This window comes from Nocardiopsis sp. KDC1DS13DA1 (assembly GCF_055632325.1).
The window spans coordinates 150114-175451 of record NZ_JBVMUY010000017.1 but is presented as its reverse complement, the minus strand read 5'-3'; the positions used below and the strand labels follow the sequence as shown (position 1 = coordinate 175451).

Annotated in this window: 26 protein-coding genes; 8 read left to right on the top strand and 18 right to left on the bottom strand. The window is 75.0% G+C overall.

Annotation, left to right across the window (positions count from 1 at the left end; translation table 11 throughout):
- Positions 1 to 5: 5 nt before the first annotated feature.
- Complete coding sequence (locus ACTVAJ_RS12755) at positions 6 to 1181, bottom strand: acyltransferase family protein (RefSeq protein WP_470388342.1); 1176 nt, start codon at positions 1179 to 1181, stop codon at positions 6 to 8.
- A gap of 196 nt (positions 1182 to 1377) precedes the next feature.
- Positions 1378 to 2544, bottom strand: a complete 1167-nt coding sequence (locus tag ACTVAJ_RS12750) for an acyl-CoA dehydrogenase family protein (RefSeq protein ID WP_470388341.1) — start codon at positions 2542 to 2544, stop codon at positions 1378 to 1380.
- 148 nt (positions 2545 to 2692) lie between these two features.
- Here ACTVAJ_RS12750 and ACTVAJ_RS12745 point away from each other — a divergent pair, with 148 nt between their 5' ends.
- A complete protein-coding gene (locus ACTVAJ_RS12745) occupies positions 2693 to 4315 on the top strand; it encodes a CoA transferase (RefSeq protein WP_470388340.1) in 1623 nt (540 codons plus the stop codon).
- Positions 4312 to 5922, top strand: coding sequence for a class I adenylate-forming enzyme family protein (locus ACTVAJ_RS12740; protein WP_470388339.1), 1611 nt, complete (start codon positions 4312 to 4314; stop codon positions 5920 to 5922). The genes ACTVAJ_RS12745 and ACTVAJ_RS12740 overlap by 4 nt, the downstream gene beginning before the upstream one ends.
- An 87-nt stretch (positions 5923 to 6009) precedes the next feature.
- Here the strand turns inward: ACTVAJ_RS12740 and ACTVAJ_RS12735 are convergent, their stop codons facing one another.
- The 10 genes from ACTVAJ_RS12735 to ACTVAJ_RS12690 all read right to left on the bottom strand — a co-directional run bounded on the left by ACTVAJ_RS12735 (position 6010) and on the right by ACTVAJ_RS12690 (position 14273).
- Entirely contained in the window at positions 6010 to 6873 is an 864-nt protein-coding gene (locus ACTVAJ_RS12735) for a metal ABC transporter solute-binding protein, Zn/Mn family (RefSeq protein WP_470388338.1), read from the bottom strand.
- On the bottom strand, positions 6834 to 7694 hold the full coding sequence (locus ACTVAJ_RS12730; RefSeq protein WP_470388337.1) for a metal ABC transporter permease: 861 nt from the start codon (positions 7692 to 7694) through the stop codon (positions 6834 to 6836). The genes ACTVAJ_RS12735 and ACTVAJ_RS12730 overlap by 40 nt, the downstream gene beginning before the upstream one ends.
- Positions 7691 to 8335: an ATP-binding cassette domain-containing protein gene (locus ACTVAJ_RS12725; RefSeq protein ID WP_470388336.1), complete on the bottom strand. Its 645-nt coding sequence runs from the start codon at positions 8333 to 8335 to the stop codon at positions 7691 to 7693. Before ACTVAJ_RS12725 ends, ACTVAJ_RS12730 begins: the two co-directional genes overlap by 4 nt.
- Positions 8336 to 8613: 278 nt before the next feature.
- Positions 8614 to 9177, bottom strand: coding sequence for a copper chaperone PCu(A)C (locus tag ACTVAJ_RS12720; RefSeq protein ID WP_470388335.1), 564 nt, complete (start codon positions 9175 to 9177; stop codon positions 8614 to 8616).
- Between the two features lie 102 nt (positions 9178 to 9279).
- Positions 9280 to 10497, bottom strand: coding sequence for a Dyp-type peroxidase (locus ACTVAJ_RS12715; RefSeq protein WP_470388492.1), 1218 nt, complete (start codon positions 10495 to 10497; stop codon positions 9280 to 9282).
- Positions 10498 to 10598: 101 nt separating this feature from the next.
- The gene (locus ACTVAJ_RS12710; RefSeq protein ID WP_470388334.1) at positions 10599 to 11225 is read right to left on the bottom strand and encodes an SCO family protein; all 627 of its coding nucleotides are present in this window, start codon (positions 11223 to 11225) and stop codon (positions 10599 to 10601) included.
- A gap of 93 nt (positions 11226 to 11318) precedes the next feature.
- Positions 11319 to 11933 carry a sigma-70 family RNA polymerase sigma factor gene (locus ACTVAJ_RS12705; protein WP_470388333.1) on the bottom strand — a complete coding sequence of 205 codons (615 nt, stop codon included), beginning with the start codon at positions 11931 to 11933 and terminating at the stop codon, positions 11319 to 11321.
- Between the two features lie 250 nt (positions 11934 to 12183).
- Complete coding sequence (locus ACTVAJ_RS12700; protein WP_470388332.1) at positions 12184 to 12819, bottom strand: hypothetical protein; 636 nt, start codon at positions 12817 to 12819, stop codon at positions 12184 to 12186.
- A gap of 54 nt (positions 12820 to 12873) precedes the next feature.
- A complete protein-coding gene (arsB, locus tag ACTVAJ_RS12695; RefSeq protein WP_470388491.1) occupies positions 12874 to 13962 on the bottom strand; it encodes an ACR3 family arsenite efflux transporter in 1089 nt (362 codons plus the stop codon).
- Complete coding sequence (locus ACTVAJ_RS12690; protein WP_470388331.1) at positions 13959 to 14273, bottom strand: ArsR/SmtB family transcription factor; 315 nt, start codon at positions 14271 to 14273, stop codon at positions 13959 to 13961. Before ACTVAJ_RS12690 ends, arsB begins: the two co-directional genes overlap by 4 nt.
- 60 nt (positions 14274 to 14333) lie before the next feature.
- Here ACTVAJ_RS12690 and ACTVAJ_RS12685 point away from each other — a divergent pair, with 60 nt between their 5' ends.
- Complete coding sequence (locus ACTVAJ_RS12685; protein WP_470388330.1) at positions 14334 to 14747, top strand: arsenate reductase ArsC; 414 nt, start codon at positions 14334 to 14336, stop codon at positions 14745 to 14747.
- 13 nt (positions 14748 to 14760) lie between these two features.
- Here ACTVAJ_RS12685 and ACTVAJ_RS12680 read toward each other — a convergent pair whose 3' ends face one another.
- Positions 14761 to 15666: a helix-turn-helix domain-containing GNAT family N-acetyltransferase gene (locus tag ACTVAJ_RS12680; RefSeq protein WP_470388329.1), complete on the bottom strand. Its 906-nt coding sequence runs from the start codon at positions 15664 to 15666 to the stop codon at positions 14761 to 14763.
- A 108-nt stretch (positions 15667 to 15774) separates the two neighbouring features.
- Here ACTVAJ_RS12680 and ACTVAJ_RS12675 point away from each other — a divergent pair, with 108 nt between their 5' ends.
- Entirely contained in the window at positions 15775 to 17109 is a 1335-nt protein-coding gene (locus ACTVAJ_RS12675; protein WP_470388328.1) for an FAD-dependent oxidoreductase, read from the top strand.
- Between the two features lie 38 nt (positions 17110 to 17147).
- On the opposite strand, the gene ACTVAJ_RS12670 is transcribed toward ACTVAJ_RS12675, so the two are convergent.
- Positions 17148 to 17396, bottom strand: a complete 249-nt coding sequence (locus ACTVAJ_RS12670) for a LapA family protein (protein ID WP_470388327.1) — start codon at positions 17394 to 17396, stop codon at positions 17148 to 17150.
- A gap of 252 nt (positions 17397 to 17648) precedes the next feature.
- Complete coding sequence (locus ACTVAJ_RS12665) at positions 17649 to 19817, bottom strand: heavy metal translocating P-type ATPase (RefSeq protein ID WP_470388326.1); 2169 nt, start codon at positions 19815 to 19817, stop codon at positions 17649 to 17651.
- A gap of 200 nt (positions 19818 to 20017) precedes the next feature.
- Here ACTVAJ_RS12665 and ACTVAJ_RS12660 point away from each other — a divergent pair, with 200 nt between their 5' ends.
- Together ACTVAJ_RS12660 and ACTVAJ_RS12655 are read left to right on the top strand one after the other, a co-directional pair.
- Positions 20018 to 20548, top strand: coding sequence for a carboxymuconolactone decarboxylase family protein (locus tag ACTVAJ_RS12660; RefSeq protein ID WP_470388325.1), 531 nt, complete (start codon positions 20018 to 20020; stop codon positions 20546 to 20548).
- A 60-nt stretch (positions 20549 to 20608) separates the two neighbouring features.
- Positions 20609 to 21334, top strand: coding sequence for a DUF1326 domain-containing protein (locus ACTVAJ_RS12655; protein ID WP_470388324.1), 726 nt, complete (start codon positions 20609 to 20611; stop codon positions 21332 to 21334).
- An 89-nt stretch (positions 21335 to 21423) separates the two neighbouring features.
- On the opposite strand, the gene ACTVAJ_RS12650 is transcribed toward ACTVAJ_RS12655, so the two are convergent.
- Positions 21424 to 21804, bottom strand: coding sequence for a VOC family protein (locus ACTVAJ_RS12650; RefSeq protein ID WP_470388323.1), 381 nt, complete (start codon positions 21802 to 21804; stop codon positions 21424 to 21426).
- 96 nt (positions 21805 to 21900) lie between these two features.
- Positions 21901 to 22815, bottom strand: coding sequence for an AraC family transcriptional regulator (locus tag ACTVAJ_RS12645; RefSeq protein ID WP_470388322.1), 915 nt, complete (start codon positions 22813 to 22815; stop codon positions 21901 to 21903).
- Between the two features lie 149 nt (positions 22816 to 22964).
- Between ACTVAJ_RS12645 and ACTVAJ_RS12640 the strand changes: the two genes are divergently transcribed.
- Positions 22965 to 23765, top strand: coding sequence for an alpha/beta fold hydrolase (locus ACTVAJ_RS12640; protein ID WP_470388321.1), 801 nt, complete (start codon positions 22965 to 22967; stop codon positions 23763 to 23765).
- Between the two features lie 136 nt (positions 23766 to 23901).
- Positions 23902 to 25077: an MFS transporter gene (locus tag ACTVAJ_RS12635; protein WP_470388320.1), complete on the top strand. Its 1176-nt coding sequence runs from the start codon at positions 23902 to 23904 to the stop codon at positions 25075 to 25077.
- A gap of 45 nt (positions 25078 to 25122) precedes the next feature.
- Here ACTVAJ_RS12635 and ACTVAJ_RS12630 read toward each other — a convergent pair whose 3' ends face one another.
- The gene (locus ACTVAJ_RS12630; RefSeq protein ID WP_470388319.1) at positions 25123 to 25335 is read right to left on the bottom strand and encodes a hypothetical protein; all 213 of its coding nucleotides are present in this window, start codon (positions 25333 to 25335) and stop codon (positions 25123 to 25125) included.
- Between the last annotated feature and the right edge of the window lie 3 nt (positions 25336 to 25338).

Genomic DNA, 25338 nt, shown 5'->3' with positions numbered 1-25338 from the left:
CGCCCTCACACGGGTGCCCGGGCCCGCCCGCGGCCGCCGCCCAGCAGCGAGGGGCGCCTGCGCGCGGACAGGTCCTCGGCCCACCCGAACGCGCACGCCGCCACCAGGAGCAGCAGGATTTCCACGCCCACCCAGGCCAATGCCTCCGGCACGAACCACTCGGCGAACACACCGTTCTCGGCGAGCCACCAGATCACGAGCAGCAACGGGTAGTGCCAGACATAGACGGTCACGGCCCGGGCGTTCATCCGGCGGCTCAGTCCGCGGAGCCAGGCCCATCGGTGGAGCAGCCCGGCGCCTGGCCGGAAGCGCAGCAGCATGACGATGAACGCGAGGGACAGCAGAGTGTTCAGTACGGCGCTGTCGTACAGGGTGAGCGAGGCGAACTCGACCTCCGGCTCGTCCCCGAGCGACCACCACAGACCCACGGCGACCAACACGGCGGAGAGGGACACGGCGACCCAGGCGCTCATCCGGGACAGCAGTCCGTCGTGGTGGGCGAAGCCGATCAGCCAGCAGGCCAGGTAGACGACGAGGCTGCTGAGCAGCCCCTCCGAGCCGGACAGCATCGAGGACAGGAGACTCTCGCCCTCGAAGGCGAGCAGGTCGAGGGCGAAGACCGCGCCCACGGCGGCCGCGACCACCAACCAGGGACTCAGGCGGAACAGGCGCAGCAGCAGGGGGGAGAGCAGGACGAACCACAGGTACGTACGCAGGTACCACAGCACTCCGCTGAACGCATCGCCGATCTCCAAACCGTTGGAGGGCGGATGACCCAACGGGAGGAGCCAGTAGAGCGTCTCCCACGACAGCGGAAGGGGGTCGCCCGCAGAGAGCGACTCCCACGACATCAGCGGCAGGGCGATCAGCGCCATCAACCACATCGGGGGCAGCAGTCGGCGCAGTCTGCCGCGGATGACCCGTAGGGTTCCCCTCCGCCGGTCGAGAGACGAGGCCATCAACGATCCGCCGAGCGCGAACATGATGCCCATCGACGGGAAGACCACCGACAACCAAGCCAGTTCGACGGTGTGCAGCAGCACCACGCGGACGATGGCGACGCCGCGTAGGAGGTCGAGGTAGCCGTCACGCCCCGCCGCCGGAGCGGAGCCCGACGGCGTGGGGGCCCGCTCACCCTCCTCGCCGACGGTCGGGGGAGTGTTGTTACCGGTGTGTGACACAGCTTTCTTCCTCACTCGGTGAATCACGTGGGGTGGCGAACGGAAGGCGCCGTGACCGGGGTCGGGGTCGGGGTCTCGGCGCGCGCGTCCCACGATGGCGGCGCGGTGTGAAGGGATGTCTGGGAAACGGCTAAGAATCGGCGAAAATCCGTCCGCGGCCCTCCGTGTCCGACACCTCCGTGGCCCGGCCGCCCCCTCAGCCCCGCAGCAGGCGCCGCGCCACCGCCGACACGTGCAGCTCGTCCGGCCCGTCCAGCACCCGTGCCTGGCGCGCCACCCGTTGCAGGCGCGGCAGTGGCGTGTCCGGCCCCAACCCCTCCGCCCCGTACACCTGCGCGGCGGCGTCGGCTGCCGTCGACAGCGCCCGCGCCGCCGCCACCTTCGCCGTGGCCACCGCCGTGCGCCCCGGGTCGGTCCCGGGGTCCGCCACCGCCGACACGGCCGCCCGCACCAGGGACCGCGCCGAGGCCAGGGCGAGGTGCGACTCGAACACCAGCCCCTGCACCAGCTGGTACTCCCCCAGAGCGGGGCTGCCCCGCCCGGTGTCGCGAGCGCGGTCGAGCAGCAGCCCGAACGCGCGCTCCGCCTGCCCGAGCCAGCGCAGGGCGCGCAGCGTCCGCCCGAGCCCCACCCGCGCACCCGCCACGCGCAGCCCCCCGCCGACCTCGCCCAGCACGTGGTCGGCGGCGACGGGCACGTCGTCGAAGGCGATCTCGTACTGCCCGCCAACACCCCACACGGGCAACTCCCGCACCACGCGCACCCCGGGTGCGTCGACGGGCACCGCCAGGACGGTCAGTCCCTCCCGTCCCCCGGAACCCGGCGGCCCCGTGCGCGCCACCACGATGACCAGGTCCGCCTCGCGCGCCCCGGTCACGAACCACTTCGCACCGCGCACGCGGAACCCCCCGGGTGACGGGCGCGCGGTGGTCGCGATCGCGGCCGGGTCCGACCCGCGCGCGCCCGGTTCGGTCATCGCGAAGCACGCCCGCAGCCGCCCCGAGACCAGCCCCTCCAGGCAGCGTCCGCGCAGGGCGGGTGTGGCGTACGCGTCGAGTGTCCGCACATCCAGCAGCGCCGCCGACCCGAGGGCCGACGGCCCGTGGTCGCTGCGCCCCTCGGCCTCGGCGACGGGCGCGTACCCGGCCAGCCCCAGCCCGCCTCCGCCGAGTTCCCGGGGCAGCGGCAGCGCCCACACACCCTCCCGTACCGCGAGCTCCCTCAGTTGCGCGCGTCGCGCCCGCGCCCGTCCGCCGCCCCCGTCCAGAACGTCCTCCCAGGGCTCCACCTCACGCACCACGAAGTCGCGCACCCGCCCGACCAGGTCCGCCCCCTCCTCCAACGCGTCCGTTCGCACCACCACCGCCGCCTCCTCTCCCGGCCGTGCGGGAACCATCCGTCCCCGGACGGCGACTGTTCGTGCGACAGAAAGGTCGAAGCGGACGATCGACGAGTTCCCCCGCCCCCTCCCCGAACCGACTCCTCCGGACAGAATTCGCGAGGCACACCCCATGACCTCCACTGTTCCCCCGGCCCCACCGCCCCTGGCGGGCATCCGCCCGTCCTGCGGCGGAGGCGGTGAGCCGTACCGCCACACCGCGCGCCAGCTCCGGTCCCTCGGCGCCGGGGTACCGGACGCCCCGGCCGACGGCGCCCCCGCCTCCTCCCGCCTCCGGCTCCCGCACGGCGTCGGAGCCGTCCTGGACTGGCCCGCGCACGCCGACGGCGAGACCGACCTCCAGGCCCGCACGGGGCTCATGGCCGTCCACGGCCGCCGACACGGCACCCCCGAACCCCTGCCCCTGGCCTACGTCGGCACCGTGGCCGCCACCGCCCACGTCACGGGCCTCCTGGCCGCGGAACTCCTGCGCCTGCGCTCCGGGCACGCCGCGACCGTCCACACCGGCGCGGAGGCGTGCGCCCTGCTCACCGTCTCCCAGTACCTGGCCGCCGCGGCCGCCGACGACGGCGAGGCCGTCCCCCCGGAGCCGGGCAGCGCCACGTTCACCAGCGGCGACGGAGTGGACTTCGAGATCGAGGCCCTCGCCCCCGAACCCTGGGACCGCTTCTGGACCGGTCTGGGTGCTCCCAGGCGCGCGATCAGCGCGGGCTGGGCCCCGTTCCAGTTCCGCTACGCGACCGCCCGCGCACCGCTCCCGGAGGAACTGCGGTCGGCCGCCGCCGCGAACTCCTGGACGGACGTGCGAGCCGCCGCCGGGCACGCCGGGATCGGCCTGGTACGGCTCCCGGACGCCCCCCGGAACCCGCGACGGGAGACCGGGCAGCGGCCGCCCTGGGCACTGCGCCCCGTGCTCACGGACACCTCCCCTCCCGTGCGTCACTCCAGCCCCGCGTCGACCGTCGACCCCCACAGCCTTCCCCTGACCGGCCTCCGCGTCCTGGAGGCGGGCCGCCGCATCCAGGCGCCGCTGGCCGCCCACCTCCTCCGGTCGCTCGGCGCGGCGGTCGTGCGGATCGAACCGCCCGGCGGCGACCCGCTGCGCGGCATGCCTCCGACGTGCGGCGGACTCTCCGCGCGCTGGTCGGCGCTCAACCGCGGCAAGGACGCCGCCGAGGTGGACATCAAGAGCGACCGGGGCCGCCGCGACCTGCGCGACCTCGTGCGCGACGCCGACGTCTTCCTGCACAACTGGGCCCCCGGCAACGCCGAGCGGCTCGGTCTGGACGCCACCTCCCTGGCCGCGGTCAACCCGCGCCTGGTGTACGCCTACACCTCCGGCTGGGGCGGCCCGGCCGACGGCCTGCCTCCGGGCACCGACTTCATGGTCCAGGCCCACGAGGGGCTCACCGCTCCCGCGCGCGCCCCCGGCCGCGCCACGGTCGCCTCCCTGATGACCGTGCTCGACGTCCTGGGCGGTTTCCTCGGCGCCCAGGCCGTCACCGGCGCCCTCCTGGCCCGTGAGCGCCTGGGCTCGGCGGTGTCCGTGGAGAGTTCCCTGCGCGCGGCGGCCGACCTGTTGGCCGGTGGCCCCCGTGCCGGGACCCCCGCACCGGACGGCCGCAGGGTCACCACCGACCTGCGCGGTCTCGAACACGATCCGCGCCTGGGACCGCTGCTCTCCCGTACTCCCGACGGACTCCTGGCGGTCGACTCACCGTGGAGGATCTCATGACGCCCCGCACCCCAGGCTCCCCCTTCCCCGACCTGGTCCCCGCCCGCCTGCGCGCACGGTGGCGGGACGAGGGCCACTACCTCGGCACGGGCGTCTACCGGCTGTTCCGCAACGTCGCCCTGGCCCACCCCGACCGGGAGGCGGTCGTGGACGACCGCGGACGGGTGACGTACGCGGCCCTGCGCCGCGAGGTCCTGCGCGTGGCCGGGTCCCTGATCGACCTGGGGGTGCGCCCCGGCGAGGTCGTGGCCGTCCAACTCCCCAACCACGCGGCGGCGGTGGCCGCCGAACTGGCGGTCGCGGCGGTCGGCGCCGTGGCGCTGCCCCTCCCGGTGGGACGCGGCGCCTCGGAGGTCGAGACCCTGCTGCGCGACTCCGGTGCGGTGCTGCTCGTCGCCGCCGCCGAGCACCGGGGGCGCTCCCCCGTGCGGACCGCCGAGGCACTGCGCCCGCGCCTGCCCGCCCTGCGCTGGGTGGTGGGCGTGGACGCCCGGGGGCGGCTGTCGTCGGCGACCGACACCCCGGCCGCGGAGTCCGACCTGCCCGACGTGGACGCGTCCTCGGCCGCCCGGATCCTGGTCTCCTCCGGCTCGGAGGCCCGGCCCAGGATGGTGGCCTACTCCCACGACGCGCTCGCGGGCGGCCGCGGCAACTTCATCGCCTCCCTGCGGCTGGGCACCGACCCCTTCCGGGCACACTTCCTGGTTCCGCTCGGGTCGGCCTTCGGCAGCAACGCCACCTCGGTGGTGCTGGCCCGGCACGGCGGAACGCTGCTGCTCAACGACCGCTTCGACGCCGACCGCGCCCTGGCGACGATCGGCGAGCACGACCCCACCCACGTACTCGGCGTGCCCACGATGATCCGCATGATGCTCGACCTGGACCGCTGCCCCCGCCCCGGCGGCGGCGCGGTCCTGGTACTGGGCGGGGCTCCGCTGGACCCCGACACGGCCCGGCGGGCGCGCAAGGTCTTCGGCGGGCCCGTGGTCAACCTCTACGGGTCGGCGGACGGCGTCAACTGCCACACCGGCCTGGACGGCGACCCGTGCGACGAGTCCGGCCCCGGCCGTCCGGCGGGGCGGCCCGACCCCGGCGTCGTGTCCGTCCGCGTGGTGGACGCCGACGGGAGGGACGCGGCCGCGGGCGCCGCGGGCGAGATCGTGGCGCTGGGTCCGATGACCCCGCTGTGCCGTGTCGGCGGGGACGGGGGCGACCGCACCGCCGACGGGTGGGTGCGCACCGGGGACCTGGGCGTCCTGGACGGCCGGGGCCTGCTGCGGGTGGTCGGACGGCTCAAGGACGTGGTGATCCGGGGCGGCGCCAACATCAGCCCGGTCGAGGTGGAGGCCGCCGTGCGCACCCACCCGGCCGTGTCGGACGCCTGCTGCTTCGGGATCCCGGACCGGCTCATGGGCGAGCGGCTGGTCGCGGCGCTGGTGCCGCGCGGCGGCGCGGAGCCGCCGGACGTCGCGGCACTGGCCGTCCACCTCAAGGAGGGCGGGTTGGACCCGTGCAAGTGCCCGGAGCGGGTCCTGCGGGTCGACCGGCTGCCCCTGACCGCCGCGGGCAAGGTGGACCGGGCGGCCCTGCGCTCCCTCGTCGACTGACCGCGGCCGACCGGCGGACGCGTCGCCGCGGCGAGCCCCGGTGGCGGGGCCGGTCCCGCCCCGCCGCCGGGAGGGGACCGGTCCGGCCTACTCCTCGGAGTCCCCGCCCCCGTGGTCCGTGTGCCCTCCGCGGCCCCCGGCTCCGGGCTCGGCCTCGCGGCCCGCGAACGCCTCGGCGATGGTGCGCGCGTTGGCCTCGTACAGCGCGATCAGGTCCAGGTCCTCGCCGGGGTAGTTGACCACCCCGATCTGGAGCGCGCCGGAGTCGGGCAGCACCCGGCCCGCGGACATGTGCGTGTTCTCGAACACGAACGCGGGCTCGGCCCCGGCCAGATCGGCCACGTCGGAGGCGCCCGGCTGCTCCGGCCCGTAGGTCCCGACCAGATCCGCCCCGGCGAGGTCGGCGGCCCAGGCGGCGTAGACCTGCGCGACGGCGCGCGGCGCCTCCCGGTCCGGCCACTGCCCGGCGAGGTCCCCGGCGATCCGCACGCGCTCCTCGTCGAAGGCCGACAGCCACGCCTGGGCGGCGTCGGAGGTGCCGAACAGCCCGCCCAGGCGGGTGACCTCGGCGGCGACGGTGTCCGGGGAGTTGTCCAGCTCCACCTCGACCGTCTCCGCGTCACCGCCCGCCGCGTCCGTGATCTGCCGGGCGAACGGCTCGAAGGGGCTGTAGAGCACGTAGTCCGCCTCGGCCACGGCCGCCAGGTCGGAGGGGGCGGGCTCGTACTCGGGAGCGTGCTGGACGTCGGCGGGCACGATCACCGTGACGTCCTCGGCCCCGGCCGCGGCGGCGAACGCCCCCTGCCAGGTGGTGGTGGCCACGATCGCGGGCCCCTCGGCGTCGGAGCCGTCCGCGTCGTCGCCCGTGCCCGCGCCCGCGGCGCAGCCGGTCAGCAGCAGCGCGGCGGAACTCAGTGCGAGGGGTCGGAGGAGTGCGGGGTGCGGTGCCATGCGCGGCGTGTCCTTTCGGGGAGGAGGTGGGCGGCCACGGCGAGGAGCCCGGCCGTCAGGACCAGGACGGGTCCGGGGGGAAGGTCGAGGAGGAGCGCGAGGGCGAAGCCGGCGACCGTGCCGGCCAGACCGCACGCCACGGCCCAGACCGCGATCGAGGTCAGGGAGGAGCCCAGCCGGCGCGCGGCCAGGGCGGGCAGGATGGTGAGCGCGTCGACCAGCAGCGCGCCGGTCAGCCGGATCGCCCCGGCCACGGCGACGGCGACGATCACCAGCAGGACGAGGGTGAACCACCGGACGCGCACACCGCTGACCAGGGCGAGTTCGCGGTCGTGCAGGAGCAGGGCGAGCTGGCGGCGGAAGAGGACGAGGAGGCCGGGGACGAGCACGGCCAGGCAGCCGAGGATGACCAGGTCGACGGTGCGCACCGACAGGATCGAGCCCCACAGGAGGGCGAAGGCGCCGGCGGCGTTGGTCCCCGAGACCGCGATGAGCAGCAGCGCCGCCGCCATGGCCAGGCTCATCAGCAGCCCCATCCCGCCGGACAGGCCGCCGGGCCGGTCCGCCAGGGGGCTGACCGCCGCTCCGGCGCAGGCGCAGGCCACCAGCGCGCACAGGGTGGGATCGGCCCCGGTGAGCAGTCCGACGGCGATCCCCAGCAGGGCGACGTGCATCATCGCGAAGCGCACCGGCATGATGTCCAGCCCGACGATGAGCACCCCGACCAGGGGCAGCCCGACCGCGCCCAGGAACAGTCCGAGGGCGGCGCGTTGGACGGCGGGCATGGCCAGGAGGGCGATCAGGGTGTCCGCGTCGGTCACGCGGCCTCCCGGAGCCGGCCCGCCGCCATCTCCAACCGCCGGTCGCAGTCGGCCGCGAGGTCGGGGTCGTGGGTGACGACCAGGGTCGTGACCCCCAGGGAGAGCAGGTGGCGGGCGGCCTCGCGGCGGGCGTCGAAGTCGAGCGCGGCGGTCGGCTCGTCGGCCAGGACCACCCCCGCGCCGGCGGCGACGCGCCCGATCACACGCGCCAGATGCACGCGCTGGAGCTGCCCGCCGGAGAGGGTGGCGACCGGTCGGTTCAGGAGGTGTCCGACGCCGAGGTCGTCGGCGGCGGCGTGGGCGGACCCCGTGCCGGGTCCGCCGCTTTCGAGGAGCTCGCGGACCAGGAGGGGGAAGGACCCCGCCGACTGGCGTTGCGGGATCCACGCGCACGCGCGTCGGCGCCGTGCCCAGTCCCGGGCGGTGCGGGCGACGTGCCCGTCGACGGCGATGGTGCCGGAGGAGGGTCGGTGCAGTCCGAGGACCGCGCGGACCAGGGTCGACTTGCCCGAGCCGTTCGTGCCGACCAGGGCGACGCGGCTTCCGGCCCCGATGTCGAGGTCGACCCCGTCCACGGCCCTGACCGGGCCGTGGTCGCAGGTCAGTGCTTCGATCCGGATCCCGGCTCCCGGTGCTGGCACGCCTCACCCGCCTTCCGTTGGACGGTGCCCTCCCGACAGGAGTCGTCACAAACCGGCGCGGAGTTCCCGGATCACGACATCACGGCATCAGCAACGGCACGGACGCCCCGGGCGGCGCAACGGCCGCCCGGGGCGGGCGCGGGCGACTCCGCGGACGGGACGGACCCGTCGCGGTCCGCCCCCCGTGGCGCCTCCGCGGTGGCCTCGGCGACCGCAGAGGCGGTACGGGGGGCGTCGTCGCCCCACCGCCGCCCTCGGCGCGGAGGGCGGCGGTGAACTCAGTGGTGTCCCCCGTGCGCGTCCTCGCCGCCGTCCCCGGCGGTCATCGGCTGGACGGGCACGGCGACCTCCAGTTCCTCCTCGCTGGCGAAGGTCAGGGTGAGGGTGACCTCGTCGCCGACCGCGAGCGGCTCGGGCAGGTCGTTGACCATGACGTGGTAGCCGCCCGCCATCAGTTCGGTCGCACCGCCGCCGGGGACGGGGATCTCCTCGACGGCGCGCATCATCGAGGCCCCGGAGTCGGTGGTCCCGGTGGTGTACAGGCCCACGTCGTCGGAGGCGTCGGCGGCCGCCGCGGTGATGGCGTCGTCGGCCTCGGCTCCGTTCTCCACGCGCAGGTAGACCGCGCCCACCTCCGGGTTGGCGGGTTCGGGCATCCACGCGCCGGAGATCCGCAGGTCCGCCGCCTCGGCGGCGCCCCGGTCCGCCGCGCGGGCGTCGGCCGGGGCTCCGCGGGCGGCGGTCTCCCCGGTCCCCCCGCAGGCGGTGACGGCCAGGAGGACGGCCACCGCCGCGGCGGCACCCGGTGCACGGCGTCCCGCGCCGGCCCCTTCACTCGGCATGCTTCCTCGTTCCCCCTCGTGTGCGGTGTCGGCCGGTGCTCCCCGGCGCTCGGATACGGAGTCGTCGGATCCCCCGCCCCGGTTCCCGGCCGGTCGGCGGTCTCACAACAGCGTTCCGGCCAGGCCGGACCCGCTCTCGGGCACGGGCGGAACCGCGAACACGGCGCTCCCCTCGTGCCGGATGAAATCGTTCAGCGCGTCCGCGCCCTCGTCGAGACTGGTCTGCACGGCCGTGAAGCCCGACCTCGGATCGGCCTGCCAGGCGGTGAAGAGCAGCCCCGCCTGTCTGCGCCCCCCGGTGTCCCACCCCAGGTCGTAGTTGAACCCCCTGCGCAGCATCCGTGCTCCCAGGGTGCTCTCCGGGCTGGCGAGCCGGACGTGCGCACGGCGCGGGATGACCGGTTCCCCGTCGTCGTCGCGGGCGGCCAGGTCGGGTCGGTCGTCCTCCCCGTCGCCGCCCAGCGGCGCGCCGTCCGACAGGCGGCGGCCGATCACCGCCTCCCGCTCACCGGTCTCCAGCGCGAACCAGTCGTGGAGCAGCATGCGGATACGCCGGACCACGACGTAGGAGCCGCCGTCCATCCACGCCAACGCCTCCTCCGGGTGCGCGGCCAGGACCTGGGAGTCGAACAGGGGCTCGGCCGGTTCCGGGTTGACCGTGCCGTCGACGCTGCCCATGAGGTTGCGCGGGGTGGCGGTGTGGTCCTCGGCAACCACCGGTGAGCGCTGGAATCCGGGCAGGGCCCAGCGCACCCGGACCCGGCCCCCGGCGCGGCGCAGCAGGTACTCGACGGCCGAACTGACCACCACCGGGTCCTCGGCCCCCACGTGCAGCATCAGGTCACCGCCGCACCAGCCGGGTTCGAGGTCGTCGGCGCCGAACCGCGGCAGGTCCGCCAGGTGGGGCGGGCGGCGGTCGGCCAGCCCCGCCCGGTCCAGGAGCGACCCGCCCAGGCCGACGGTGACCCCCAGGGAGGCGGGGCGCAGCCCGTCGGAGGGCGCGCCCTCGTCGACCGCGGCCAGCCCCCGCCCGTGCAGGGCGGCCGCCTCCCCGTGCCAGACGTCCAGCACCTCCCGGGCGCAGGCGCGCACGTCCGCCGCCTCCTGTGCCCGGACGTCCACGGCGAGCACCTGGACGTGCGCGGGCGTGGGCACGCGCAGGGCCGGGGGCCGCCCCGCCTCGGGGCCGCCCCGGGCGCGCACGGAGGCGAGCGCGGACCCGTCGTCCGCACCGGCGCCGACCGCGGCGGCGGAGGCGTATCCGCCCAGGCCGCCCGCGCCGAGCCCGGTGAGCCCGGCCGCGCCCGCGGCGGACAGCAGGCCGCGCCGGGAGACGCGGCGGGATCCGCTCCGGACCTCGTTCCCGGGCTCCGGCGCGCCCCCGCTCCGGGCGTCGTCCCCGGGGCCGCGCGGGGTGGCACTCACAGCAGGTCGTCCCGGAGCGCGGGCAGGAGTTCGGCGATCCGGTCGGCCTCGGTGCCCTCGTCGAACATGCCGGCCGCACGGCCGTCGGGCAGCAGGACGACGATCCGTCCGCCGTGGGTGACCAGGTACTCGCCGTCGGTCTCCTCGGGGGCCTCGATGGCGATGCCGTAGTCGGCGGCGGCCCCGACCGTGGTGTCGACGTCGCCGCGCACGCCCTGGAACTCCGGGTCGAAGCGGTCCAGCCAGGAGCGGAGCTGCTCGTCGGTGTCCCGTGCGGGGTCGGTCGAGACCATCACGACGTCGAAGTCCGCCGCGGTCTCGCCCGCATCGTCCAGGGCCAGGTTGATGTCGGCCATGGTCGTCGGGCACACGTCGGGACAGCTGGTGTAGCCGAAGAAGAGCAGGGTGAGACGGTCGTCGGCGACGTCGGCGAAGGTCCAGGGGCCGCCGTCGACCGTGGTCAGCTCCGCGGTGGAGGCGGGCATCGGTTCGTCGGACAGGTCGAGGTAGTACTCGGCGTCCGCCGTGGAGGCCCCCGTGGAGCAGGCCGCGGTGAGGGCGAGGAGGGCCGCCGACGCGGCGGCGGTCCGCCAGCGGGCGGGCCGGAGGGTCCGGGGTGTCATCTGTCTCCTTGGTGGTGGGCCGCGCGCGGATCCCGCGCGCGGTCGTGGGTCCGGGGCGGGGCGCGCCGGCGGGCGCGCCCCGGGGAGTCGGTCTCAGGCGGCCTCACGCAGCAGGCGCAGCAGGTCGCGGCGCCCGCGTGCCACCCGGGACCGGACCGTGCCGATGGGCACGCCGATACTCCGGGCCGCCTCGGCGTAGGGGACCCCCTCGATCTGGGTGAGGACGAAGGCCCTCCTGCGGTCCTCGGGCAGTGCCCTCAGCAGGTCGAGGAGGGCCAGGTACTCGTCGAACCGCCCGGGGGCGGTCCCGGCGTCGAACCGCGACCAGTCGTCCACGGGCTCGTGGCGCGGTGCGCGGCCGTGCGAGCGGTAGCGGTCGGCGACGGTGTGCCGGGCCACCGACAGCAGCCACGAGCGCACCGGGGCCCGGCCCTCGTAGCGGGTCAGACCGCGCATGGCACGGGAGAAGGTCTCCTGGGTCAGGTCGTCGACCCAGGAGGGGTCCACGCGGCGCGCGATGAAGCGCGCGACGTGGTCGCGGGTCAGCGAGAAGAGGCAGTTCATCTCCTCCACGCCGCCCTCCTTGGCCCGCAGCGCCAGGAGGGTCAGGTCCTCCCGCTCCGGGTGGCCGTCCGGGGACGGGGCGGTCCGGGCGGACGCGTGTCCGTCCGGGGGTAGGGGGGGTCGGGTCTCGACGAGCGCGGTCACGTGTGCTCCTTCGGTCACCGCGCGCGGTCGAGGCAGCGTCGGACGGCGAGGGGCCGCCCGTCGCGGCGACCGCGGGCGCGGGGATGGCTCTGGCGTTCCGGTGGCGGACCACCGGTGGCGTGGCCGTGCACGGCCGGAGCGTCGGGAGCGGGCGCGTCGGGGACGCGGGGCGGGCAGCACGGCGGGCCGCGGGGTGCCGGACGGCAGCGCGGACGGAGACCGTGTGCTGTGGTCGGGGGGCGCCGGACGCTCAGGCGGTGCGCGGAACCGGGGGCGGCCCCCGCAGGATCCGCGTGTGCCGGAGGTAGGGAAGGAGCGGCTGGGGCCGTTCCTCGTCGTTCCACGGCCCCCGGCCGGTTCCGGGTTCGGGGAGGATCCGCACCCGGCCCAGGACGACCAGGAGCGGCAGGAGGGTGAGCGCCATGAAGCGCAGGAAGGCGAAGAGGGCGTTCTCCCCGCGGTGCAGCCACCACGCGCTGAGCAGCGCGGCCACGACGTGCATGGCGAGCATCTGCCACGTCGACAGCGCCCCGCCCGCCGGGGCCTCGGCGACGCTGGCCGAGTAGGCCGCCGCGTCGGTGGCGAGGGCGGGGTTGTCGGCCGAGGCCGGGTGGGCGCCGTGCCCGCCGCCCCAGAGCTGGGTGTAGCTGAACGCCAGGTGCAGGGCGAACTGGCCCCACAGCATCCACCCGGCCAGGACCAGCGGACCGTGGCGGCGTCTGGCGGCGGCCCAGGCCATGGCCATGACCACGGCCACGCCGAGCAGGAGGCCGGCGAGGGGGACGTCGTGCCCGGAGCTCAGAGCGTGCCCGTGCGCGGACAGGCTCGCGCACACCAGGGTGAACACCCCGGCGCGCAACGGGCGGCACGGCTGGCTCTCGGACATCCCCTCCATGCTCTCACCCCCCGCCGAGACCCCCCGCCCGGGTCGCACCGTCGGCTACCCCGGCTGTGTCGCCGGGGCCGGGAAGCGCCGCCGCCAGGCCAGCGACACGTACACCAGGGCGACGAGGACCGGGACCTCGATCAGCGGTCCGACGACCCCGGCCAGCGCCTGGCCCGAGGTGACGCCGAAGGTGGCGACGGCCACCGCGATCGCCAACTCGAAGTTGTTGCCCGCGGCGGTGAAGGCGAGCGTGGCGGTGCGGTCGTACCCCATCCCGATCGCCCTGCCCAGGGCGAAGGTGCCGAACCACATGAGGGCGAAGTAGACCAGCAGCGGCAGGGCGATCCTGATCACGTCCAGCGGTCGGCTGGTGATGGTGCCGCCCTGGAGGGCGAACAGCAGCACGATCGTGAACAGCAGTCCGTACAGCGCCCACGGGCCGATCCGGGGCAGGAACACGCCCTCGTAGCGTTCCCGGCCCATCCGCCTCTCCCCCAGGCGGCGGGTGAGGAACCCGGCGGCCAGGGGGACGCCGAGGAAGATCACGACGTTGAGGGCGATCATCGCGGGGGAGACGTCCAGACCGGAGCCGTCCAGGCCGAGCCAGCCCGGGAGCAGGTCGAGGTAGAACCAGCCCAGGAGCCCGAAGGCGAGCACCTGGAAGAGGGAGTTGAGGGCCACGAGCACGGCCGCCGCCTCGCGGTCGCCGCAGGCCAGGTCGTTCCAGATGATGACCATGGCGATACAGCGGGCCAGGCCCACGATGATCAGTCCGGTGCGGTACTCGGGCAGGTCGGGCAGGAAGGCCCAGGCCAGCGCGAACATCACGGCGGGGCCGACGACCCAGTTCACCACCAGTGAGGAGACCAGCAGACGCCGGTCGCCGGTGACGGTGTCGAGGCGGTCGTAGCGGACCTTGGCCAGCACCGGGTACATCATGACGAGCAGCCCGAGCGCGATGGGCAGGGAGATCCCGCCGACCTCCAGGGCGGCCAGTACGGCGTCCAGGCCGGGGACCAGGCGGCCCAGGCCGAGGCCGACGGCCATGGCGAGCAGGATCCAGACCGCGAGGAACCGATCCAGGGTGGAGAGCTTGGCGGCGACGGAACCGGCGGCGGTGGTCGCGGTGTCGGCGCGGGTCACGTGCACGCCCGCTTCCGGTCGGCGGCGGCCGTGGCGCGGGCGGCGGCGGCGAGCTGGCCGAGGGCTCCGGCCAGGCCCTCCAGCGCCTCGGGGCGGAGCCGGTAGTAGGTGTAGCGCCCGCACGGCTCGGTCTCGACCACCCCGGCCTCACGCAGGACCCTCAGGTGGTTGGACAGGTTGGTCTGCCTCGCGCCGGTCTCCTCGACCAGGTGCGTGGTGCACAGCGTCTCGTGGGCGAGCAGGGCGACGATCCGCGTGCGCAGCGGGTCGCCCAACACCCTGATCAGATCAGTGTCGGCTGATGTCAGCATGGACTGATACTCTCACATCAGCCAGAGCTGATGCGACACTCCGACCAACGGGAGATCCCCATGGCCGACACACCCTCCGTCCTCTTCGTCTGCGTGCACAACGCGGGGCGCTCCCAGATGGCCGCCGCCTGGCTGCGCCACCTGGCGGGCGACCGGGTGGAGGTGCGTTCGGCGGGCTCGGCCCCGGCGGACGCCGTGAACCCGGCCGTGGTGGAGGCCATGGCCGAGGTCGGGATCGACATCACCGACCAGCGGCCCAGGGTCCTGACCGCGGACGCGGTCGAGGTCTCCGACGTGTGCGTCACGATGGGCTGCGGCGACGTGTGCCCCCACTTCCCCGGCAAGCGCTACCTGGACTGGGCGCTGCCCGACCCGGCCGGGCAGGGCGTGGCGGCCGTGCGCCCGATCCGCGACGAGATCCGGGGGCTCGTGGCGGGCCTGCTCGACGAGCTCGGCGCGGCCGGGAACCGCTGACAAAGGACCGGCCTCAGCCCGCCGCACCGGAGGGCGGGCAGTCGCACGCGGACGAGCGCGCCGCGGCCGGCTCCCCGTCGGGCCGGCGCCGCTCCAGCAGCACCGTGTCGCGCCACACCCCGTGGTGGCGGGCGATCCGCTCACGCACTCCCAGCGTGCGGAAGCCCGCCGCGCGGTGCAGGGCCAGACTCGCCTTGTTCTCCGGGAAGACCGAGGTCTGGAGCGTCCAGAGCCCGCCCGCGTCGGCGGCGGTGACCTGGCGGTGGATGAGCGCCCTGCCGACCCCGCGCCCGCGCGCCCCCTCCGCGACGTAGACGGAGGTCTCCGCGACCCCGGCGTACACCTTCCGGTCGGAGACCGGCGCGGCCGACGCCCACCCGACGACGCGCCCGCCGATCTCGGCGACCCAGCGGTGGCCGGGAAGCCACCGGGCGTCCAGGTCGCGCGCGTCGGGCACCTCGGTCTCGAAGGTGGCGTGCCCGGTGGCGATGCCCTCCGCGTAGATCCGCAGCACGTCGTCGGTGTCACCGGCGTCCATCTCCCGCACGGCCACGTCCTCGGGCAGGTCGGCGGGGCAGCAGGGACGGGAGGACAGCAGGCCCATGACGGCGTCGGCGGCGTGCGGCAGGCCGGTGCAGCAGGCGGGGTTGACCGCCACGTGCGTGGACGTGCCGACCTTGGCCAGGGTCACGAAGCCCACGTCGGCGAGCTTGCGCAGGTGGTGGGAGACGGTGGGCTGACGCAGACCGACCGCGTCGGCCAGCGCGCCGACGCTGATCGGGGCGGGCGCGGCGGCCACGGCGTGCAGCAGGCGCACGCGCGCGGGCTCGGCCAGGCAGGCGAACCAGGAGGCGTAGGTCTCGGCGTCCTCGGAGCGCAGGGGCTCGGCGGCCGCCCGCGCGGGTGTCGTGGTGGTCATGGCCCCATTATCAACGATGATCTATATCGACCGTCATCGATGTTGATTTCATCGATGTGGATCTCTACAGTTCCACCATAGACGCCAGTCGATGAAGAGGAGTGCGTCATGGAGGAGTACCCCGTCGTGGTGATCGGTGCCGGTCCGGTGGGTCTGGCCGCGGCTGCGGAGTCGGTCGCACGCGGCCTGCCGGTCCTGGTCCTGGAGAGGGGGGAGGCCCCGGGCGCGGCGGTCGCGGAGTGGGGCCACGTGCGGCTGTTCTCCCCCTGGCCGGACCTGGTCTCCCCCGCCGCCGAGCGGCTGCTGGCCGACACCGGCTGGCGTCGCCCCGCCGACGACGCGTACCCGACCGGCCGCGAGTGGGTCGACTCCTACCTGCGCCCGCTCGCCGACCGCCTCGGCGATCGTGTGCGCCTGAACACCGAGGTCGTCGGCGTCACCCGTCGGGGCCGCGACCGCGTGGTCGACGCCGGCCGGGCGGAGCTGCCGTTCACCGTGCGCGTGCGTACCGCCGGAGGCGAGGAGCGCCTGACGGCCCGGGCGGTCATCGACGCCTCCGGCACGTGGGGGACCCCCAGCCCGCTGGGCGGCGACGGCCTGCCCGCCCTGGGCGAGGAGGCGTGCGCCGACCGGATCGCGCACCGCGTCCCCGACCCCGCCGACCCCGCCGACCGGGAGCGGTACGCGGGCCGCACCACCGCCGTCGTGGGGCGCGGCCACTCGGCGCTGACCGCGCTGGTGGCCTTGGCCGCGATCGCCGAGGAGGTCCCCGGCACCCGGGCGGTGTGGGTGCTGCGGCGCGGTGGGGTCGGTGACGCGTTCGGCGGGGGCGGGGCCGACCAGCTCCCGGCGCGCGGAGCCCTCGGGGAGCTGGCTCGGAGGGCCGTCGAGTCCGGACACGTCCGCGTGGTGACGGGCTTCCGCACCGCCGGGGTCCGCGAGCGCGACGGAGGCCTGGTCCTCACCGACGACGACGGCCGGGACCTGGAGCCGGTGGACGGGGTCGTCGCCCTCACCGGGTTCCGCCCCGACCTGTCGTTCCTCTCCGAGATCCGGCTGTCGCTGGACGCCACGCTCCAGGCCCCCGTGGAGCTCGCCCCGCTGGTCGACCCGAACGTCCACTCCTGCGGCACCGTCTACCCGCACGGCGTGCGCGAGCTGTCCCACCCCGAGGAGGGGTTCTACCTGGCCGGGATGAAGTCCTACGGCCGCGCGCCCACGTTCCTCGCCCTGACCGGCTACGAGCAGGTCCGGAGCGTGGTGTCGCTGCTCGGCGGGGACCGCGAGGCCGCCGAGCGGGTGGAGCTGACGCTGCCCGAGACCGGCGTGTGCGGCGGCTCGGGCCTGTTCGACGAGGCCGCGTCCGCCGACGGGGACGGCGGCTGCTGTGGCGGATCCGGCCCGGAGACCGTCGAACTCACCGGGTCCGCCCCCGCGAACTGAGGCGTGCGCCCGCGGCCGGGCGGTGTCCGCTCCGGACCTCAGCGGCGCCGTCTCCGGCGGATCGACGGCATCAGGAGCAGACCGACGACCAGTCCGGCCACGGCGGCGCCCGCCAGGGTCGCCCACAGGGGCGCCGCGACCGAGACCACCAGGAGCTGGATCTGGGTCGACTGCCGGTTCTGCGCCACGAAGACGACGACGCCGACCAGGATGACCAGGGCCACCCAGACCCGGACGGGGATCCGCGCGAGGACGCTCCGCCGCTCGTCAGGAGCTTCACCGGTCATCGCGCCCTCCGTCCCGCCCGACGGTCGTACGGGGTCCGCGGCACGGGCCGCGGCACCGACCCGGGGCCGTCCTCTGGGGTCTGCCCGCTGCGCCGCCTCCTCCCGGGCACCCAACGGTCAAGTCTCGGCCCGGACTCGACAGGTGCGCGTGCCGCTCCCCGCGGCCCGTCACAAGGGTGCCGGTGACCACCGCGGTGGTCACCGGCACCGAACCCCCGGCACGGGACGCCCTCCGAGGGGCGTCCGCGTCCGCTACCGGCCTCCGGTCCCGCCGAGCGCCGCCGCCGTCGCGGCCTCGGGCGACAGGTCCAGGCGGCGCAGCAGCTGGGCGTTGAGGGCCACGACCACGGTGGACAGCGACATCAGCACCGCGCCCACGGCCATCGGCATCACGAACCCCACGGGTGCCAGCACACCGGCGGCGAGCGGAACCGACACGAGGTTGTACCCCGCCGCCCACCACAGGTTCTGCCTCATCTTCCGGTAACCGGCCCGGGAGAGCTCGATGACCGACAGGACCGACCGGGGGTCGTCGCTGGCCAGGATCACCCCGGCCGAGGCGATGGCCACGTCGGTACCCGCGCCGATCGCCAGACCGACGTCGGCCCGCGCCAGGGCGGGCGCGTCGTTGACGCCGTCCCCGACCATGACCACCCTGCGGCCCCGCTCCTGGAGTTCGGCGACCCGGGCGCCCTTGTCCTCGGGCCGCACCTGGGCGAAGACCCGGTCGATGCCCAGGTCGTCCGCGACGGTCCTGGCGACCGCCTCGGCGTCGCCCGTGACCATCACGACCTCCACCCCCAGGGCGTGCAGCGCCCGGACGGCCTGGCGCGACTCCTCGCGGACCTCGTCGGCCAGCGCCAGCGCGCCGATCACCTCGCCGTCGGCGAGCACGTGCAGGATGATCGCCCCCTCGGTCCGCCAGGAGTCGGCCACCGGCAGTTCGTCCGCGCCGTGGGAGCGCAGCATCCCGGGACCGCCGACGCTGATCCGCGCGCTCCCGACCGTGGCGGCCACGCCGACCGCGGTGGACGCCCGGAAGTCGGCCGCTCCGGGAACGTCGAGGCCGCGGCCCCGGGCGGCGGCCACGACGGCCCGGGCGAGCGGGTGTTCGCTGTCGGCCTCCACGGCGGCGGCCAGGGCCAGCACCTCGTCCGCGCCGCGCCCGGCGGCGGGGGCCACGTGGGTCACCACAGGCTCGCCCTTGGTCAGGGTCCCGGTCTTGTCGAACAGGACGGTGTCGGCGGTGCGCATGCTCTCCAGGGCCATGCGGTCCTTGATCAGGACGCCGCCCCGCGCGGCGCGCTCGGTCGCGATGGAGACCACCAGGGGGATCGCCAGCCCGAGGGCGTGGGGGCAGGCGATGACCAGGACGGTGATGGTCCGTACCAGGGCCTGGTCGGGCATGCCGAACAGCGACCACGCGGCCATGGTGAGGACGCCGGCGGCCAGGGCGAACCAGAACAGCCAGGCGGCGGCGCGGTCGGCCAGGCGCTGGGCCCGCGAGGAGGAGCTCTGGGCGTCGGCGACCAGCCGCCGGATGCCCGCCAGCGCGGTGTCGTCGCCCACCGCCGTGATCCGGACGCGCAGGGCGGTGTCGGTGGAGACGGTCCCCGCCACGACCCGGTCGCCCGGGCCGCGGCTGACCGGGCGCGACTCGCCGGTGATCATCGACTCGTCCACGTCCGCGGTGCCCTCGACGACCGCCCCGTCGGCCGGGACCCGGGCCCCGGGCCGGACGACCACCGTGTCCCCGACCGCCAGGTCGGAGGGCGGCACGGTGACCACCTCGTCGCCGACGACCTTCTCCGCCTCGTCGGGCAGCAGCGCGGCCAGCGACTCCAGGGCCGAGGAGGTCTGCGCCAGGGAGCGCATCTCGATCCAGTGGCCCAGCAGCATGATGACCACCAGCAGCGCCAGCTCCCACCAGAAGTCCAGGTGGTGGGCGACCAGACCCAGGTGGGCGCCCCAGGAGGCGAGGAAGGCCACGGTGATGGCCAGGGCGATCAGCAGCATCATGCCCGGCCGGAGCGCCCTGACCTCGCCGACGGCGCCGGCCAGGAAGGGCCAGCCGCCCCAGAGGTACATCACGGTGCCCAGGAGCGGGGAGACCCAGACGATACCGGGCAGGTCGGGGAGGGTGTAGCCGACCAGGTCGGCGAACATGCCGCTCAGCCCGACGGTGGGCACCGCCAGGACCAGCATGAGCCAGAACATGCGGCGGAACTGGCCCACGTGGTCCCCGTGACCTGCGTGGTGCGCGTGGTGTCCGTCAACAGTGCCGGTGCCGTGACCGCCGTGGTTCTCGTGGCCATCGTGGTGTGCGGGGGCGGTGTCGACGCCGTGCCCTGCGTGGTGTGCGTGGTGACCGTGACCGCCGTGGTCCGGGTGTGTGTCATGCGGAGGGGGTGTCGCGTTCATGTCGATGAACATATACCCCCCGGGGGTATTAAACAAGGGTGACCCACGTCACCCTCCGGGAAGTGCACACAGTTCCACGAACCACCCCGAACCACCATGGACTTTTTTACCCCCTCGGGGTATGTTCGCCCTCAACCCGGAAATACCCCCATGGGGTATATGGGGCGGCCACGTCGACCCCACCCACGAGAAGAGGCACCATGACCCGTCTGGAACCGCTGACCCCGGAGACCGCGCGCGGCAGCGCCAGGAAACTCCTCGCGGAGCTCGTCGAACGCAACGGCCGGGTCGGGCCGATGGTGCGCACGATGGCGCACTCACCCTCGGTCCTCGGCGGATACCTCGAACTGAGCCGCGCGATGAAGCGCGCCAAGCTGGACCGGACCATCAGCGAACGGATCTCCCTCGCGGTCCAGGCGCACCAGGGCTGCGCGGTCTGCCTGGCCGCGCACACCGCCGCGGCCCGTTCCCTCGGCGTCAGCGAGGAGGAGATCGAACTCGCGCGCGCCGGAACGTCCGCGGATCGCGCCATCGCCGCGATCGTCGAGTACGCCATGCGGGTGCACACCGCGCCCGCGACGATCACGGACGAGCACATCGAGGAGCTGCGGGCGTACGGCTACGGCGACCGGGAGATCGCCGACGTGGTGGGCGTCGTGGCGCTGAACGTGCTGACCGGCGCGTTCAACCTCGCCATCGGCCTCGAACCGGCCGAGACTCCCACCGCCTGAGTCGGACCCGTCCCGAGCACGACACCAGGACGACCCCCCCGGTCACGAAGGAGCGATGGTATGTGCGGCAGCAGCAGTCGCGGAACGACGACCGTGTCGGCGGACATCCGGGCCGGCGCCCAGGACGGGCCGGTCGGCCCGCACGTCGCGCCGAGCGCGGACTGGCACCTCAGGGGCGAGTGGTTCGACGTCTGTAGCTGCGCGCTGCCCTGCCCCTGCACGTTCGCTCAGGCGCCCACCCACGGGGACTGCCTGTTCACGCTCGCGTGGCAGGTGCACGAGGGCCACCACGGGGACACGGACCTCGGCGGGCTCGGGGTCGTGGCCCTCGGCGAGTTCGAGGGCAACATGTGGGTCGACGACCCGAACGCCATGATGAAGCTGATGTTCTACATCGACGCCAAGGCCGACGCCGCCCAGCGGACCGCCCTGGAACGCGTCTTCACCGGCCGTGAGGGGGGCTGGCCCGGGCAGTTCGGCTCCCTCGTCGGGGAGCTGCGCGGCATCGAGTACGCGCCCGTCCGGTTCCACGCCGAACCCGACCTGGCGCACTGGGAGGCGGAGGTGGACGGTCGGGTGAGGGTCGGTGTCAAGGCCCTCACCGGCCCCACGGCCGACCCGGACCACCGGGCCCAACTGATCAACGCACCGGGCGCCGAGGTCGGTCCCGGACAGATCGCGACCTGGGGCGTCGTGGAGGAGGACCACGCGGTCGGCTTCGACTTCTCCCACCCCTACAAGGGCGGGTCCAGCAAGCACTTCCCCTTCGACTGGCGTCCCGGGTGACCAACGGCCGCGCCCACCCCGGCCGCCGTCCCCGCTCCGGCTCCGGAGCGGGGACGGCCCGTGCCACGTCGGCGCCCCGCAGGCCCGCCTCACTCCTGGGCCGAGGCCTCCTGGACGAGGAAGAACTCGTTGCCGAAGGGGTCGGTGAACCAGGTCGCCCGGCCGCCCCACGGCACCGTCTCTGGGGGCTGCCTGAAATTCACGCCCTCGGCCGTCAGCGCCGCGTAGTCGGCGTCGACGTCGTCGGTGAGGAGGGAGATGCCGCACAACCGCGTCGCCGCTCCGGGCGGCTCCTGGCCGTACACCTCCGGCTGCCCCAGGACCAGCGCGGTCTCCGCCCCGCGCGGTGCCACGGTCAGCCACCGCATCGGACCCGTGGTGGTGTCCTCGCGCTTCTCCCAGCCGAGCACGCCGACGTAGAAGCGCAGCGCCTCCTCCTGGTCACCGACCAGGACGGTGGTCGAATGCATCCCGCTGATCATGCGCCCAACCTACGCCGCGCGCCCGCCCCGACCACTCCCCCACCTGTGCGTTTGCCGAGCCTTTGCCCCTCCGGCCGTGACCGCTCAGGCACCGTGCCGGTGCTCGCGCGGCGTGCGCCCGTAGCGGGAGCGGAAGGCGTGGTTGAAGGCGCTGAGCGATCCGAAGCCGCTCGCGTGGGCGATGTCGCCGACCGTGCGCCTCGCCCAGCCCGGGTGCCGGAGCCGGTTCGCCGCCCGTTCCAGCCGCAGTTCGCGGATCACCCGGGCGGGCGTCGTGTTCCGGCTCCGCAGCGCGTACTGGACCGAACGCGGCGACCAGCCCAGGAGCCGGGCCAGGTCGGCCGGGGCGAAGGAGGAGTCGTCGCAGTGCCGGCGGACCACGGCGCGCGCCTGTGACAGCAGGTCGTCCGCCGCGCTGGGGACGCCTCGCGCCATCAGCACCACCGCCGACTCGACGGTACCGACGAACGACGGCGCGTCCATGTCCCGCCACTGCAGGGACACCTCCCGCACCATCGCGGCGAAGACCGCGCCGACCCCCCGGTGCAGTTCCCACACCAGCGGGTCGGCCGGTGCCGCCGCCGGCCAGAGCCGTCGGGGAAGCGACATGATCAGGGCACGCGCCCGGTCGTCCTGCTCCAGGGTGAACCCCCGCTCCATGGAGACCACGGCCGCCGTCCCGGCCCCCAACGAGTGGCGGGCGTCCGGTCCCGTGAGCCGGAGGACCCCCTGGGAGGGGATCACGACCCGCAGACCGTCGTCGCCGTCCTGTTCGCCGGGCGGCCGCTCGTAGGCGACCGCGGACGACCAGAAGTCGACCAGCTGCAGGTCGGCTCCGCGCTGGACGCGGGTGCCCCCCGCGAAGCGGTCGGGCTCCCGGAAGGCGAACCGGAGCCTGCCGTGGTTGCGCACCACGTGGTCGCGCCAGTAGCAGGTCCGCTCGGGAGGGGGCACGGAGCCGGTGTCGGCCGCCGTCGCGACGTATCCGGGTGAACTCATCGCGCTCCCGCTGTTCCTCGGCGGAGTGCGCGCTTCCGTCAGCCGGTTGCGCGCGACCGCAGGACCCGCGACGCCCGGGTCCCTACGGTGAGGGTACGGCCGCAGTTGCCGATATCACACCCCCGCCTGGCAGAACGGAGTTGACAGCCGTGCAGCATATCGACGTCGACGGCGCCCGAATCGGCTACGAGGACCGCGGGCCGGCCGGAGGAGAGGTGTTCCTCCTCAGCCACTCCCTCTTCTTCGACCGCCGCATGTTCGACCCGCTGGTCGGCGTCCTCACCGACGCGGGCTATCGCACGGTCGCCTTCGACCACAGGGGACAGGGTTCCAGCTCGCCCGCGGGTGCGGTCGGGGAGCTGTCGATGGACGCGCTCACCGAGGACGCCGCCGCGCTGATCCGCGCGCTGGACCTGGGACGGGTGCACGCGGTGGGCAACTCCATGGGCGGCTTCGTGACCCTCCGGCTGGCCGCCCGCCACCCCGACCTGGTGCGCACCGCGGCCGCGCTGGGCTCGTCCTGCGAGGAGGAGTACAAGCTGGACGAGTTCGCGCCCCTGGTCGCGGCGCTCGGCGAGCACGGCGGGGCGCCGCAGGTGGACACGCTGACGCACATCATGTTCGGTGACGCCACACTCGCCGCGGGCGGACCGGTGGTCGAGCGCTGGCGGGAGAGGATGGCCGCGCTGGGTCCGTCGATCGGGGACTGCGCCCACCAGGTCATCCACCGCACCCGCCTCTACGAGGAGCTCTCCGGCTGCCGGGTACCCGTCCTGGCCGTCGCCGGAGCGGAGGACCACGCCTACCCGCAGCCGATCTCGGGCCGCAACATCGCCGCGGCGTCCGGGGGCAGGGAGGAGACGGTGGCGGGAGCGGGGCACTCGGTGGCGCTGGAGCGCCCCGAGGAGGTCGCCGAGCTCCTCATCTCCCACGCGAGGCGGTCGGGGTGACGGTGCGGGGCAGGGCGCAACGGAACCGGGCCCCGGCCTTCCGGTAGGGACGGGGGCGCCGCGCAGGCGCACCGCGACGACATGGGATGATCCTCTGCCGTCCCCGACCGTCGGGGACGGCGGAGGGGAGCGTGCCATGGGGGAAGCGGGGGCGCCGGGACGTCGATGGCTGTGGTTCCTCCTGGTGAGCGTGGTGTTCGCGCACACCGCCCTCAACGTGGCCCGGCCGCTGATCTCCTACCGGACCATCGCCGTGGGCGGGGACGCCGTCGCGGTCGGTCTGGTCACCGCCGCCTACGCGCTCCTCCCGCTCCTCATGGCCGTCCCGCTGGGCCGGGCGACCGACCGCGCGCGGCGGACCGCCTGGATCGTCGGGCTGGGCGCGGTGGTCCTGGCGGTGGGAAGCCTGTTCCTGGCCGCCGCGACCGGGTTGGTCACGCTCGCCCTCGCCAGCACCGTGGTCGGCGCGGGCCACCTGCTGTGCATGATCGCCGGGCAGGGGCTGGTCGCCCGGTTCTCGCCGCCCGAGCACATGGACCGCGACTTCGGCTGGTACACCGCCGCCGCCTCCCTCGGCCAGCTCGCCGGTCCGCTGATCTCCGGGGCCGTCCTCGCCGACGCCTCCGGGCCGGACCTGCTCCCGGCCACCTCGACGGCGCTGTGGGTCGCCTGCGCCATGGCGGTGCTGGGAGCCGCGGGGATCCTCCCCCTGCTGTCGCTGCGCGCCCCGGCACACGCCGACCAGGGCTCGTCCCCGGCCGCCGGGGCGCGCCAGATCCTGCGCGGGCGCAGGATGACCGCGGCGCTGCTGGCCAGCCTGTCCCTGCTCTCGGCGGTGGACATCCTCACGGCCTACCTGCCGCTGATCGCCGAGAGCCGGGGTATCTCCCCGATGTACGTGGGCGTCCTGCTGAGCCTGCGCGCCGGGGCCTCCCTGGTCTCGCGCCTGTGCCTGCCCCGGCTGCTCGCGCGCTGGTCGCGCGGGAACCTGATCGTGGCGAGCACGGCGGTGGCCGGGGTGTCGCTGGCCCTGGTGGCCGTGCCCGGGGGCGGTCCGGTCCTGCTCGGGGCGGTGCTGACGGTCGGCGGTTTCCTACTCGGCCTGGGCCAGCCCCTGACCATGGCGGAGGTCGCCACGAACGCGCCGCCGGGAGCGCGCGGATCGGCGCTGGCCCTGCGCATCTGGGGGAACCGGCTCGGCCAGGTCGCCATCCCCGCGGCCGCCGCGGGGGTGGCCGGGTCGGTCGGCGCGCCGGGAGCGCTGCTGGTGTCGGCCGCCGTCCTGTTCGCCGCCGCCGTCGTCGCCCGGTAGGGGTAGGGGAGGGCCCGCGGCCGCACCTGCGAGGGGGCCCGGACGTCAGTCGTCCCCGAGGATGAGGTCGGCCATGCGCAGCAGTCGGCCGAAGTCGGCGGCGGACTCTCCCCGGAGGGCGGCCACGGCCTCCCGCAGTTCGTGGCGGCACCGGTCCAGTTCGGACACGGCCGCCGCGTCGAGACACCCGTCGGCCAGGTAGGACGAGACGAACCCGGCCACCGTGGCGTCGAGGTAGGAAGGTTCGGTGTCCGTCACGCG